Source organism: Agrobacterium sp. P15N1-A (assembly GCF_044626815.1).
GTDB classification, from domain to species: domain Bacteria; phylum Pseudomonadota; class Alphaproteobacteria; order Rhizobiales; family Rhizobiaceae; genus Agrobacterium; species Agrobacterium leguminum.
In genome coordinates this window covers 129667-143064 of the sequence record NZ_JBIUPF010000005.1, presented here as the reverse complement: position 1 = coordinate 143064, position 13398 = coordinate 129667, and the positions used below count along the sequence as shown (strand labels likewise).

Annotated in this window: 13 protein-coding genes; 10 read left to right on the top strand and 3 right to left on the bottom strand. The window is 61.2% G+C overall.

The features are described 5' to 3' along the window. The first annotated feature begins 14 nt into the window (after positions 1–14). Both ACIK7D_RS18085 and ACIK7D_RS18080 read left to right on the top strand, forming a co-directional pair. Positions 15–2018, top strand: coding sequence for an aldo/keto reductase (locus tag ACIK7D_RS18085; RefSeq protein WP_137454761.1), 2004 nt, complete (start codon positions 15–17; stop codon positions 2016–2018). Positions 2019–2345: 327 nt separating this feature from the next. Next, entirely contained in the window at positions 2346–3578 is a 1233-nt protein-coding gene (locus tag ACIK7D_RS18080) for a Xaa-Pro peptidase family protein (protein ID WP_137454762.1), read from the top strand. A gap of 22 nt (positions 3579–3600) precedes the next feature. Here the strand turns inward: ACIK7D_RS18080 and ACIK7D_RS18075 are convergent, their stop codons facing one another. From ACIK7D_RS18075 to ACIK7D_RS18065, 3 genes are all read right to left on the bottom strand, one after another. Continuing rightward, a complete protein-coding gene (locus tag ACIK7D_RS18075; protein WP_003499912.1) occupies positions 3601–3918 on the bottom strand; it encodes a cupin domain-containing protein in 318 nt (105 codons plus the stop codon). Positions 3919–3960: 42 nt separating this feature from the next. Beyond that, positions 3961–4698 (bottom strand): FadR/GntR family transcriptional regulator, encoded by a 738-nt coding sequence (locus tag ACIK7D_RS18070; protein WP_020812260.1) that lies wholly within the window; start codon positions 4696–4698, stop codon positions 3961–3963. 109 nt (positions 4699–4807) lie between these two features. Beyond that, entirely contained in the window at positions 4808–5605 is a 798-nt protein-coding gene (locus tag ACIK7D_RS18065) for an NAD(P)-dependent oxidoreductase (RefSeq protein WP_137454763.1), read from the bottom strand. Between the two features lie 138 nt (positions 5606–5743). Here ACIK7D_RS18065 and kduI point away from each other — a divergent pair, with 138 nt between their 5' ends. The 8 genes from kduI to ACIK7D_RS18025 all read left to right on the top strand — a co-directional run bounded on the left by kduI (position 5744) and on the right by ACIK7D_RS18025 (position 13374). Further along, on the top strand, positions 5744–6568 hold the full coding sequence (kduI, locus tag ACIK7D_RS18060; protein ID WP_137454764.1) for a 5-dehydro-4-deoxy-D-glucuronate isomerase: 825 nt from the start codon (positions 5744–5746) through the stop codon (positions 6566–6568). After that, a complete protein-coding gene (gene kduD, locus ACIK7D_RS18055) occupies positions 6565–7308 on the top strand; it encodes a 2-dehydro-3-deoxy-D-gluconate 5-dehydrogenase KduD (protein ID WP_137454765.1) in 744 nt (247 codons plus the stop codon). Before kduI ends, kduD begins: the two co-directional genes overlap by 4 nt. 114 nt (positions 7309–7422) lie before the next feature. Beyond that, positions 7423–8334 (top strand): 5-dehydro-4-deoxyglucarate dehydratase, encoded by a 912-nt coding sequence (gene kdgD, locus ACIK7D_RS18050; protein WP_080820781.1) that lies wholly within the window; start codon positions 7423–7425, stop codon positions 8332–8334. Positions 8335–8369: 35 nt separating this feature from the next. Continuing rightward, a complete protein-coding gene (locus tag ACIK7D_RS18045) occupies positions 8370–9506 on the top strand; it encodes a D-galactarolactone cycloisomerase (RefSeq protein ID WP_137454766.1) in 1137 nt (378 codons plus the stop codon). Next, positions 9503–10381, top strand: a complete 879-nt coding sequence (locus tag ACIK7D_RS18040; protein ID WP_137454767.1) for an amidohydrolase family protein — start codon at positions 9503–9505, stop codon at positions 10379–10381. The genes ACIK7D_RS18045 and ACIK7D_RS18040 overlap by 4 nt, the downstream gene beginning before the upstream one ends. A 143-nt stretch (positions 10382–10524) precedes the next feature. Then, a complete protein-coding gene (locus tag ACIK7D_RS18035) occupies positions 10525–11502 on the top strand; it encodes a TRAP transporter substrate-binding protein (RefSeq protein ID WP_127757493.1) in 978 nt (325 codons plus the stop codon). Positions 11503–11571: 69 nt separating this feature from the next. After that, positions 11572–12093, top strand: a complete 522-nt coding sequence (locus ACIK7D_RS18030; protein WP_003522682.1) for a TRAP transporter small permease — start codon at positions 11572–11574, stop codon at positions 12091–12093. Then, positions 12094–13374, top strand: a complete 1281-nt coding sequence (locus ACIK7D_RS18025; protein WP_137454768.1) for a TRAP transporter large permease — start codon at positions 12094–12096, stop codon at positions 13372–13374. It abuts the gene before it with no gap. Positions 13375–13398 lie beyond the last annotated feature (24 nt).

Here is a 13398-nt window from a genome sequence, read left to right as displayed (position 1 = left end):
AAGACGAGGATTTCATGACGACCGTACAACCAATCCGCTGGGGCGTCATCGGCCCGGGCACCATCGCCAGAACCTTTGCTGACGGTATTGCCCATTCCCGCACCGGCAGGTTAGAGGCCATCGCCACCCGCAATCCGGACAAGCCCGGCCTTGCCGAAGCTTTTGCCGGCGCGCGCATCATCCATGGGTACGACGCGCTGCTTGCCGATCCCGCTATCGATGCGGTCTATATCGCCACACCCCATACCGGCCATGCCGAATGGGCGATCAAGGCGATCCGGGCCGGCAAAAACGTGCTGGTGGAAAAACCCATCGCGCTCTCGGCCTATGATGCCGACGCCATTTTCCACGAGGCGAAAAAGGCTGGCGTTTTCGCCGGCGAGGCCTATATGTACCGCCTGCATCCGCAGACGGCGAAATTGCTGGAACTGGTGAAAGCCCGGGCGGTGGGCGATATCCGCATCATCCGCTCCAGCTTCGGTTTCAATATGGGGTCTTTCCGGGCCGATCACCGGCTGTTCGCCAATGAAACGGCGGGCGGCGGCATTCTTGATGTCGGCGGTTATCCGGTTTCCATGGTGCGGATGATTGCCGGTGCCGTGGATGGAAAACCCTTTGCCGAGCCGGAAAAGGTTGCGGGTGCGGCGCATCTCGGCCAGTCGGGCGTCGATGAATGGGCCTCCGCCGTGCTGAAATTCGCAAACGGCATCGTCGCCGAAGTCTCGTGCTCGATCATGGCGGGACAGGATAATGTGCTGCGCATCATCGGTTCTGAAGGAAGGATCGAGGTCAAGGATTTCTGGTACGCTGCCGGCCACAAGGGCGGCACCGGCCGGATTGACATTATCCGCGGCGACAAGGTGGAAACCATCGAATTGCCGGAGGATCGCTGGCTTTATTCCTTCGAGGTGGATGCGGCGGGTGAGGCAATCCGCGAGGGCAGACACGAATTCGCGGCACCCGGCATGGCCTGGGCCGACAGCCTCGGCAACCTGCGCGTCATGGACCAGTGGCGGGCTTCCGTCGGGCTGGAATACAGCATCGAAAAGGCAACATCGCGCATCGCCAATATTGCCGGTGGCAAGGTCGTGGCCGGAAACGTGGTTCCGAAGCGGCAGATACCGGGCCTTGCCAAGCCCGCTTCGGTCGTCGCGCTCGGCTTCGAATTCTTCCCCAATTTTGCTTCCGCTTCCCTGACGCTCGACGCGTTTTACGAGGCCGGCGGCAATCTCTTCGATACGGCCTATGTTTATGGCGGCGGCAAGACGGAAGCGATTTTTGGTGACTGGCACACCAGCCGTAACGTGCCGCGCGAAGAGATCGTGCTGATCGGCAAGGGCGCGCATTCGCCGCTCTGCTACCCCGATATGATTGCCAAGCAACTCGATCAGTCGCTTGAGCGCCTGAAGACGGATTATGTCGATGCCTATTTCATGCATCGCGATAATCCCGACGTGCCGGTTGGCGAGTTCGTCGATGCCATGGATGCCGAAGTCCGGCGCGGGCGCATTCGCGGCATTTTCGGCGGCTCGAACTGGACGCGTGAGCGCATGGACGAAGCCGCGGCTTATGCGCAGAAGAACGGCAAGCAGGCGCCCGGCGCGCTTTCCAACAATTTCTCGCTTGCCGAAATGCTCGATCCCATCTGGGCAGGCTGCGTTGCGGCATCGGACGACGAGTGGAAGGCATGGCTGCAATCGCGCCAGATCCCCAATTTCGCCTGGTCCAGCCAGGGGCGCGGTTTCTTCACCGACCGGGCAGGGCGCGACAAGCATGACGATGAGGAAATCGTCCGCGTCTGGTATTCCGACCGCAACTTCGTACGCCGCGACCGGGCAATTGAGCTTGCGCAAAAACTCGGCCGCCACCCGATCCATATCGCGCTCGCTTATGTCATCGCCCAGCCTTTCCCGGTCATCCCGCTGATCGGGCCGCGCACGATTGCGGAGCTGGAGGATAGTCTTTCGGCGCTGGATATCGCGCTGACGCCCGAGCAGGTGAAGTGGCTGGAGGCGTGAAAGACAATGAGCGGCGGATTTATCCGCCGCTCATTCGGATAGGGCAACGCGTTGCGGCATATTTCTTCTCCCCGAGGGGGAGAAGGTGGCCCGAAGGGTCGGATGAGGGGGCCAGCCCTCCGGATAACTCTACCCTTGCCCCCTCATCCCGCTGCCGCGGACTTCTCCCCGGCGGGGAGAAGAAACAAGCGGGAAGCGCTCGCGCAACTGACGAATCTCAGGGTGGAGATATAATCTTCCACCTTCTTTCCTCTCCCGGTGACTGCTAAAGCGTAGGTTCATAAACCTGCAGCGAAACACCGCAGCCAAACAATCACCGGGGTTCCCATGAGCGATATCGACCGAAGCCGTGCGCAGCAGCTGATGCGGGAGGCGGAGATTGATGCGCTGGTGCTGTTCCAGCCCGAAGCCTTCCGTTATGCGCTCGGTGCTCCTGCAGGCGTGGCGACGATGTGGGGCAAAGCGGGTTCCGCGATTGCGCTGGTGCCGGCCGATGCCGGGGCAGGGCTCGCCGCTGTCGTCAGTGATCATGCCGCCCCGCTCGTCAGGAAGGCCGCGCCGGATGTCGATCTGCGCTGCCATCGCATCTGGATCGATATGGTCGATCTTTCGGGTGTGGAAACCATCGCGCAGGTGGACGATGCCTATCGCCGCAACAATTCCGGTGGGCCGCGGCCGGAGACATTCGATCGCACCGCCTGTTTCGGCCTGCTCTCCGATCTTTTGCGGGATCGCGGGCTGGCTGCTGCGCGCATTGGTGTCGATCTTGAATTCATGCCAGCCGCTGATTTTTCAGCGCTGCGGCAGGCGCTGCCCGAGGTGAACTGGATTGATGGTTCGACGGTGCTGAAACGTCTGAGGGCGGTGAAATCAGAACGCGAGATCAAACTTCTCAGACAGGCGGCAGCCGCCGCCGAGGCAGGGTTGGTCGAGATGGCGGCCGCCGTCCGACCGGGAGCAGCCCTTGGTCAGCTCTCTGCCGCCTGGAAATCCGGCGCGCGGGCATATGCCGCGACATCCGGTTTTTCGCTGAGCGGGCATTGGGACTATATTTCCGTCGGTCCGGCCCTGTCGGATATGACGGCAGTGGTCACACCGGGCGCGCTGATCAAGGCCGATGTCGGCACGCTGGTCGACGGTTACTCGTCCGATGGCGCAAGAACTTTTTCGTGGGGGCCGGTCTCGGCTCTTGCAGCCGATATTTTCAAGGCGCTGGAGGCAGCCTTCGCCTGCGGGCTGGAAGCGATCCGCCCCGGCAACAGCTTTGGCGCAGTGCACGCGGCCATGCTGGCCTCGATGCGCAGGCAAGGTTTCGGTGAATATTATCGCGGTCATTTCGGCCATTCCGTCGGCGGCGGCGTGGGTATCGAGGAATGGCCGTTCTTTTCCCATGACAATCCGGAAATCATCCTTCCCGGCATGGTGGTCGCACTCGAATCGCCTTTTTATGGCGAAGGGCTGGGCGCGCTGATGATTGAGGATCAGTTCCTCGTCACATCGTCAGGTGCGGAGTGCATGAACAACCTGCCACGCACTCTGCGGGATCTGTCACGGCAGTGACGGCCTGCCGTCGTTCCTGCCTTTAGAGAAAGTCGTCGCGGCGCGGGGTGAAGCAATCGATCAGCTCGCCCTCTTCCAGACACAGGCAGCCATGTTCGATATGGCCGGGCACGACGAGGCTGTCGCCTTTCTGCAGGTCATAGGCCTCACCATCGCGGTAAAAGCGGAAGCTGCCGCTGGCGACATAGGTGGACTGCACATGCGGATGGCTGTGCAGCTTGCCTTCGGCGCCGGTCTTGAAGCGGAAGGAGACCACCATCAGTTCCGGCGCTTCGGAAAGCACGGTGCGCTCCACGCCATCGTCGGGGGAAACGGTGGGGAAGGTCGGAAGCTGCTGCATATCGTTCTCCTCAGTCATGCAATACGGTTTAAACGGGCAATTTCAGCGCGGCGCGCGCAGCATGGAGCGATAACGCGTCTGGCTGCTTTTCAGGTGGCTGCGCATGGCGCTGCGCGCCGCCTCCTCGTCGCCGTCCTGTATCGCGATCAGGATCGCTTCGTGTTCACCGACGAGCCGGGCGAGATCGGCGGGCGAAAGCACGGTTTCCGTGCCGTTTTCGGCCACGGCGCGGCGCGGAATGAGGGTGGGGCCGAGCACCTGCAGAAACTCGCTGAAGCGGGGATTGTTGGTCGCTTCGGCAATGGCGAGATGGAAGGCGAAATCGGCCTCTGCCGTCGGCACGCCCTTAGTGGCGCTGGCGCGGAAGGCATCGAAGGCCTCGATGATCTTTTCCTCCTGCGCCGGCGAGCGGCGAATGGCGGCAAGACCGGCGGCGTCACCTTCCACGGCGGTGCGCAATTCCAGCATTTCGATCAGCGACGAGACGCGCGCAAGGTCGACATTGTGGAAGGGACGCCGCTCAGTGGGTGCGGGTTCCAGTACGAAAACACCCGCGCCCTGACGCGGCTCGACCAGACCGTCGGAGCGCAGCGAGGCGATCGCCTCCCGCACCACGGTACGGCTGACCCCGAATTCCTGTGTCATCTGCGCTTCGGAAGGCAGGCGTTCGCCCGTCTTGTAACGACCCTTGGCGATCTGGCTGCGGAGTTCCTCCGAAACCTTTACCACAAGCGTTCTGCCTTGTGGAGCTGCCGGTTCGGAGCTTGTCGCTTTTGTCATCTTGGTCGCCGTTCTAAAAAATGTCGGTTGCGTGCACCGTTCCTCGATACGTCATTCGCGGCCTGGCATGCAATCCCGCCTTTTAGGCGGGAAGGGTCCGTGCGACATTTCACGTCTCCTTGAAGATCGGGTTGTCGACAAACACGCCACCCTGAAAGCGGACTACCGCGTCGCTCGGGTCCGGTTTGGGAGCTGTCCGGGCAATGTGCTCCCGGAAGGTCTCGGCATTGTCCTTCGGTTTCCACCCAAGAAAGCCGAGATGCGAATTGTCCCACCAGCCTGCATCATTGGCCGACGCGCCCCAGACGACCGGGCAGCCGAGAACGGGTGCGCGGAATGCCGCCTTGATCAGCGAGACGAAATCGTCATGCGAAAACCAGGTGGACAGCATGCGGTAATTGTTGGGTTCCGGCGTGCAGGAGCCGATGCGGACAAGCGCCGTCTCCTGACCGAATTTCTCGAAATACATGCGGGCAAGGCTTTCGCCGAAACATTTAGATACGCCGTAAAGCCCGTCCGGGCGGAAGGGAACATCCGGACCGAGCCTCTCCGTCTGCGCGTAATAACCGATCGTGTGGTTCGAGCTGGCGAAGATGATGCGCGGCTGGCCGTGGGCGCGGGCGGCCTCATAGAGATTATAAAGCCCGATGATGTTGCCCTGAAGGATCTGTTCGAAAGGCTTCTCCACCGATATGCCGCCGAGGTGAACGATGCCGTCGCAACCGGCAACCATCGCATCCACGGCGTCTGCATCGGCCAGATCGCATTGCACGCATTCCTCGTTCGGGCCTGCCGGATCGAGCGGGGCGAGATCGGCAAGGCGAACGATCTCGGCTATCGATGCAAGGCGTTTGCGCATGACGCGGCCAAGCTGGCCCGCAGCACCGGTAACAAGAAGCCGTTTCATTGCCATTCTCCCTCAGCGTTGCACGTCCCTGGCGTGGTCGAGATATGCCTATGCCTCTTGACCTTGTCATACAGATCGTACAAAAAGCGGATAACATATATTATGTGCCATACGCAACAATCATGAAGGATGAGTTTGATGTTGACCGTCGAAACAAGGCAGGCCGTGAACCCGGAATATGCAAAAACGCTGGATACCGAAGGGCTCCGCCGGCATTTCCTCGCCAACGACATGTTTCGTTCCGGCGAAATCAGGCTGATCTACACCCATTATGACCGCTTCGTGATGGGCGGCGCGGTGCCGAACGGTGCGCCGCTGACGCTGGACAAGGTGGAAGAAACCAAAACGCCGTCCTTCCTCGACCGGCGCGAGATGGGCATCGTCAATATCGGCGAGACCGGCACGGTCAGCGCCGGCGGCGAGATCTATACCCTCAATCGCGGCGACGTACTTTATCTCGGTGCAGGCAGCGGCGCGGTGACCTTTGACGGGGCAGGGCGATTCTACATCACCTCCTGCCCGGCGCACCGCAGCCTGCCGGCGAAGCTCGTGACTCTGGCCAACAGCAAGGAAGTCAAGCTCGGCGCGACGGAAACCTCCAACAAGCGCACCATCAACCAGTTCATCCATCCGCTGGTCATGGAAAGCTGCCAGCTGGTGCTGGGCTATACGACGCTGGAGGATGGTTCGGTCTGGAACACGATTCCCTCGCATATTCATGACCGCCGCATGGAGGCCTATCTCTATTTCGGCATGGATGAGAAGTCGCGCGTGCTGCATCTGATGGGTGAGCCGCAGGAGACCCGGCATCTGTTCATTTCGAATGAAGAGGGTGCGATTTCCCCGCCCTGGTCCATCCATTCCGGCGCCGGCATCGGTTCTTACACCTTCATCTGGGCCATGGCGGGAGACAATGTCGATTACACCGACATGGACTTCATCCAGCCGGGAGACCTGAAATGAAGAATCCCTTTTCGCTTCAGGGGCGTAAGGCGCTCGTCACCGGCGCGAATACGGGGCTTGGCCAGGCGATTGCGGTGGGGCTCGCCGCGGCCGGCGCGGAGGTGGTCTGCGCCGCCCGCCGCGCGCCGGATGAAACGCTGGAGATGATCGCCAGGGACGGCGGCAAGGCCAGCGCATTGTCTATCGATTTTGCCGATCCGCTGGCGGCGAAGGACAGCTTCGCCGACGCCGGTTTCGATATCCTCGTCAACAATGCCGGCATCATCCGCCGCGCCGATTCCGTCGAGTTTTCCGAACTCGACTGGGACGAGGTGATGGACGTCAATCTCAAGGCGCTGTTTTTCACCACCCAGGCTTTTGCGAAAGAGCTGCTGGCGAAAGGCCAGTCCGGCAAGGTGGTCAATATCGCTTCGCTCCTCTCCTTTCAGGGTGGCATTCGCGTGCCGTCCTATACGGCGGCGAAACATGGCGTCGCCGGCCTCACCAAGCTTCTGGCGAATGAGTGGGCGGCGAAGGGCATCAATGTGAACGCGATTGCGCCCGGTTACATCGAAACCAACAATACCGAGGCGCTACGCGCGGATGCCGCCCGCAACAAGGCCATTCTCGAGCGTATTCCGGCCGGCCGCTGGGGCCATTCCGACGATATAGCCGGGGCGGCGGTTTTCCTTGCCTCGCCGGCGGCGGATTATGTGCATGGCGCCATTCTCAATGTCGATGGCGGCTGGCTGGCGCGCTGATCTGTTACAGATTTCAACAATTCATCATACAACATGTATGATGAATTGTTGACAAGCATGCGGCAACCGGGTTAGGTGGCTTCCAGTCAATGAATTTGCAAAGGAATACCAAACATGAACCCTGAACAAATCAAGGCGGCGCTCGGCTCCGGCCTCTTGTCTTTCCCGGTCACCCATTTTGATGCCGAGGGTCGTTTTGCGGCCGATAGCTACAGGGCGCATGTCGAATGGCTCGCCGGTTACAAAGCGCCGGTGCTGTTTGCCGCCGGCGGCACGGGTGAGTTCTTCTCGCTGAAGCCGGATGAAATCCCCACCATCGTTTCCGCGGCCAAGGAAGTGGCCGGTGAAACCGCCATCGTGTCCGGCTGCGGTTACGGCACCGAGATTGCCGTCGATATCGCCCGCTCAGTCGAAAAGGTCGGCGCGGACGGTATCCTGCTTCTGCCGCATTATCTCATCGATGCGCCGCAGGAAGGCCTTTACGCCCACATCAAGAAAGTGTGTCAGTCGGTCGGCATCGGCGTCATGGTTTATAACCGCGACAATTCCGTGCTGCAGGCGGATACGCTGGCGCGTCTCTGCGACGAATGCCCGAACCTCGTCGGCTTCAAGGACGGCACCGGCGATATCGGCCTCGTGCGCCAGATCACCGCCAAAATGGGCGACCGCCTGATGTATCTCGGCGGTATGCCGACGGCGGAACTGTTTGCCGAAGCCTATCTCGGCGCCGGTTTTACCACCTATTCCTCGGCTGTCTTCAACTTCGTGCCGGGCCTTGCCAATGAATTCTACGCCGCCTTGCGCGCCGGCGAACGCGCCACCTGCGAACGTATTCTGACGGAATTCTTCTATCCGTTCATGGCGATCCGTAACCGCGCCAAGGGTTATGCCGTCTCCGCCGTCAAGGCCGGCGTTCGCCTGCAGGGCTTCAATGCCGGTCCGGTGCGCGCGCCGCTGAAGGACCTGACCAATGAGGAAATCGGCATGCTCGACGCCCTGATCGGCACGCACAAGCGCAAAGCCTGATTGGGGGCCTGATCGAGACAAGCGGGAGGGGAGCCATGAAGATCACAGCGGTGCGCACGCATCTGCTCGAACACCGGCTGGATACGCCGTTCGAAAGCGCATCCATGCGTTTCGATCGCCGCGCCCATATTCTGGTGGAAATCGAATGCGACGACGGAACCGTCGGCTGGGGCGAATGCCTCGGCCCGGCGCGGCCCAACGCCGCCGTGGTTCAGGCTTACTCAGGCTGGCTTATCGGCCAGGACCCGCGCCAGACCGAAAAGATCTGGGCCGTGCTTTATAACGCCCTGCGCGATCAGGGCCAGCGCGGCCTCAGCCTCACGGCCCTCTCCGGCATCGATATCGCGCTGTGGGACATCAAGGGCAAGCATTATGGCGCTTCCATCTCGATGCTGCTCGGCGGGCGCTGGCGCGAAAGCGTGAGGGCCTACGCCACCGGCAGCTTCAAGCGCGATGGCGTCGACCGCGTGTCCGACAATGCGTCCGAGATGGCGGAGCGCCGGGCGGAGGGCTTTCACGCCTGCAAGATCAAGATCGGCTTCGGCATTGAGGAAGACCTCCGCGTCATCGCCGCCGTGCGCGAGGCGATTGGTTCGGATATGCGGCTGATGATCGACGCCAATCACGGCTACACCGTCACCGAAGCCATCGCGCTCGGCAACCGCGCCGCCGACTATGGTATCGACTGGTTCGAGGAGCCGGTGGTTCCCGAACAGCTCGATGCCTATGCCCGGGTGCGGGCCGGCCAGCCGATACCGGTTGCGGGCGGCGAGACCTGGCACGGGCGTTATGGCATGTGGCAGGCGCTTTCCGCCGGTGCGGTGGATATTCTCCAGCCCGATCTCTGCGGCTGCGGCGGCTTTTCTGAAACGCAGAAGATCGCGGCGCTCGCCACGCTGCACGGCGTGCGCATCGTGCCGCATGTCTGGGGCACTGGCGTACAGATTGCTGCAGCCCTGCAATTCATGGCGGCGATGACGCCCGATCCGGTGCGTGTCAATCCCGTCGAGCCGATCATGGAATTCGACCGCACCTATAATCCGTTCCGGCAGGCCGTGCTGAGCGAGCCGATAGAGGCGGTAAACGGCGTCGTCACGATCCCGAACGGCCCCGGCCTCGGAATAGAGATCAACCGCGACGCATTGCTTGAATTCAGGATGCCAGACCCGTGAGCGAACTTGTCAGAAAACTGAGCGGCACAGCGCCTCGGCCCGCTTTCCCGAAAGGCGCCGTCGATACGCAGATGCATCTCTATCTGCGCCACTATCCCGCCCTGCCGGGTGGACCGGGCCTGCCGCCGGGCGCTCTGCCCGGACCGGAGGATTATCGCAGCCTCATGCGATGGCTCGGCATCGACCGGGTCATCATCACCCAGGGCAACGCCCATCAGCGCGATAACGGCAACACGCTCGCCTGTGTCGCGGAAATGGGCGAGGCGGCCCGGGCGGTGGTCACCATCGATGCCGCAACGACCGAAAAGGACATGGAAAAGCTTGCCGCCGCAGGCGCCGTCGGTGCGCGTATCATGGATTTGCCGGGCGGCGCGGTAAACCTGTCCGAGCTGGAAGCCGTGGACGAGCGCGCGCATGCGGCCGACTGGATGGTGGCGGTGCAATTCGACGGCAATACGCTGCTCGATCACCTGCCGCGCCTTCAGAACATCCGCTCGCGCTGGGTGTTCGATCACCACGGCAAGTTCTTCAAGGGCATCAAAACCGATGGCCCGGAAATGGCGGCGCTTCTGAAGCTCATCGACCGCGGCAATCTCTGGTTCAAATTCGCCGGCGTTTACGAAAGTTCGCGCGAGAGCTGGCCCTATGAGGACGTCGCCGCCTTTTCGCGCGTCATCGCCGCCCATGCGCCGGAGCGCATCGTCTGGGGCACCAACTGGCCGCATAATTCCATCCGCGAGACTGCGGCCTATCCCGACGATGCCCGGCTTGCGGAACTCATACTCGGCTGGCTGCCGGATGAAGCGGCGCGCCACCGCGCGCTGGTGGAAAATCCGGAAGCGCTGTTCAAGCTGCCGCCAGTCACGGCGGCATAGGTCAATCCGGGATGGCCGGGGAAGGGAGGTCCCCATCATCCTTTTAAAGTGAAAGGTCTTTGCATGCCGGCCCGGATGGGCGTGAAAAATCGGTCCGATAGCCTTGGAGGGGCTGGATCGTTTCAACAATGGAGGAGGAAAGCATGAAAAAGATTGCAAGCATGATGTGCGTCGCGATGGGGATCGCGCTCGCCGGTGTTTCCGCCAAGGCGCAGGAAATCACCCTGCGTTCGGCCGATATTCATCCCGACGGTTATCCGACGGTCGAAGCGGTGAAATACATGGGCGAGCTTCTGGCCGAGCGCAGCAAGGGCCGCATCAAGATACAGGTCATGAACAATTCCGTTCTCGGCGGCGAGAAGGATACCATCGAGCAGACCCGCTTCGGCGTCATCGACATGAACCGCGTCAATGCCGCGCCCTTCAACAATCTGGTCAAGGAAACCACCGTCCTCGGCCTGCCTTTCCTGTTCCGCTCGACGGAACACATGCACAACACGGTCGACGGCCCGATCGGCGATGAGGTTCTGGCGGCCTTCGAACCGCACGGCCTCATCGGTCTCGCCTTTTACGATTCCGGCGCGCGGTCTTTCTACACCACCAAAAAGCCCATCGAAAAACTCGCGGACCTGAAGGGCCTGAAAATCCGCGTGCAGCAGTCGGATCTGTGGATTTCGATGATGCAGGCCTTTGGCGCCAACCCGACGCCGATGCCGATGGGCGAAGTCTATTCCTCGCTTGAAACCGGTGTCGTCGACGGTGCGGAAAACAACTGGCCCTCTTACGAATCCGCCCGTCACTACGAGGTTGCGAAGAACTATTCGCTCACGGAACATTCGCTCAACCCGGAAATCCTCGTCATTTCCAAGGTCTCTTACGACAAGCTCTCTCCGGAAGATCAGAAGCTCTTGCGTCAGGCTGCCAAGGATTCCGTCGGCAAGATGCGTGAACTCTGGAGCGCCCGCGAAAAGGCATCGGAAGAAAAGGTCCGCGCCGGCGGCGTCAACGTCATCAAGGTCGACAAGGAGGAATTCGCTGCCGCGATGGGTCCCGTCTACGACAAGTTCGTCACCGATCCGAAGATGAAAGACCTTCTGGAGCGGGTGAAAGCGGTCAAGTAATGCGCGGAAAGCCGGCCCTGGGAACAGGGCCGGTTTTCTTTTGTCGCCGTTGACGCGGAGGAACAGACAATGCGAAATTTCATGCGGGCCATTCGCCCCTTTCTCGGCGCGCTCAGTCACGCGTCGCTTTATATTGCCGGTATCGGCATGATCGCCATGACGCTTATCGTCGGCTGGCAGGTCTTTGCGCGGTATATTCTGAACGATTCACCCAGCTGGTCGGAGCCGCTGTCGCTGCATCTCATGTCATGGTTCATCATGCTGGGGGCGGCCGTCGGCGTGCGCGAAAGCGTGCATCTGGGGCTGGATATCCTGCGCTACATGATGCCGCCACGCGTGCAGAAGGGCATGGACCTTACCAGCCTTGCCCTGATCTTTTTCTTCGGCGCCGGCATGGCCTGGTATGGCACCTCGCTTTCCATGGGCACATGGACGGCGACGATCCCGGTTCTCGGCTGGCCGGGCGGCACGGATTTCTTCCCGCTGATCGGCGGCGGTTTCCTCATCGCGCTGTTTGCGGCTGAACGTTTCGTCGATCTCGCCATCGGCGAGGAGATTGCGGCGGATGTGATCGTGCAGGAGGCAGCGTAGATGGCTTATACCATTCTCTTCGGGGTCTTCACCCTGCTGATGCTGATCGGCATGCCGATAGCATTTTGCCTCGGCATAGCCTCTTTCGCCACGGTTCTTTATCTCGGCCTGCCGCCCATTGTCGTGTTTCAGCAGATGAATTCCGGCATGAACGTGTTTGCGATGATGGCGATACCGTTTTTCATCTTCGCCGGCGACCTGATGGTGCGCGGCGGCATCGCCCATCGCCTCATCCGCTTCGCGGCGGGTCTCGTGGGACACCTGCGCGGCGGTCTCGGCCAGGTCAACATCGTGGCCTCGACGCTGTTCGGCGGCATTTCCGGCTCGGCCGTGGCCGATGCCTCGGCCGTCGGCGGGCTGATGATACCGCAAATGGCCAAGCGCGGTTATGACAGGGACTATGCGGTCAATGTCACGGTTAATGCGGCCATCATCGCGCTGATGATACCGCCGTCGCATAACATGATCCTTTATTCGATTGCGGCGGGCGGCAATGTTTCGGTGGCCGATCTCTTCACCGCCGGCATCGTTCCGGGTTTCCTGCTCGCCGCGGCGCTGATGGTGACGGCCTATATCGTCGCCCGGCGCAAGGGTTATCCTTCCGAGCCGTTCCCTGGCTTCTCGAAGCTGATGTATTATCTCCTGGCCTCGTTCCCCGGCATCCTGTTGATCGGCATCATCTTCGGCGGTGTGCGTTCGGGCATCTTCACCGCGACGGAAAGTTCCTGCATCGCGGTTCTCTATGCCTTCCTCGTTGCGATGCTCGTCTATCGCGAGCTGGACTGGAGCGGTTTCGTGGAGGCGGTGATGGGTGCGGTGCGCACGACGGCCATGGTTCTGCTGGTCATCGGCACGGCGGCGTCCTTCGGCTGGCTGATGGCCTTCCTGCAGGTGCAGACGCTGATGATTGCCGCAATCAGCGCGATTTCGGACAATCCGATCATCGTGCTGCTCGTCATCAATGTCATCCTGCTGTTTCTCGGCACCTTCATGGATATGGCGCCGATGGTCATCATATCCACGCCGGTGCTTCTGCCCGTGGTGAAGGCCTTCGGCATCGACCCCGTACATTTCGGCGTCGTGATGATCCTGAACGCCGGTATCGGGCTCAACACGCCGCCGGTCGGAACGGTGCTTTTCGTCGGCTGCGCGGTCGGCGGCATATCGATACGGGAAGCGATGCGGACGATCTGGCCGTTTTTCGGAGCCAGCATCGCGGTGCTGCTTGCCGTCACCTATATTCCGTCGCTGTCCCTGTGGTTGCCGTCACTGTTCCGGTAATTCCAGCGCTTTCAAACGAGAAGG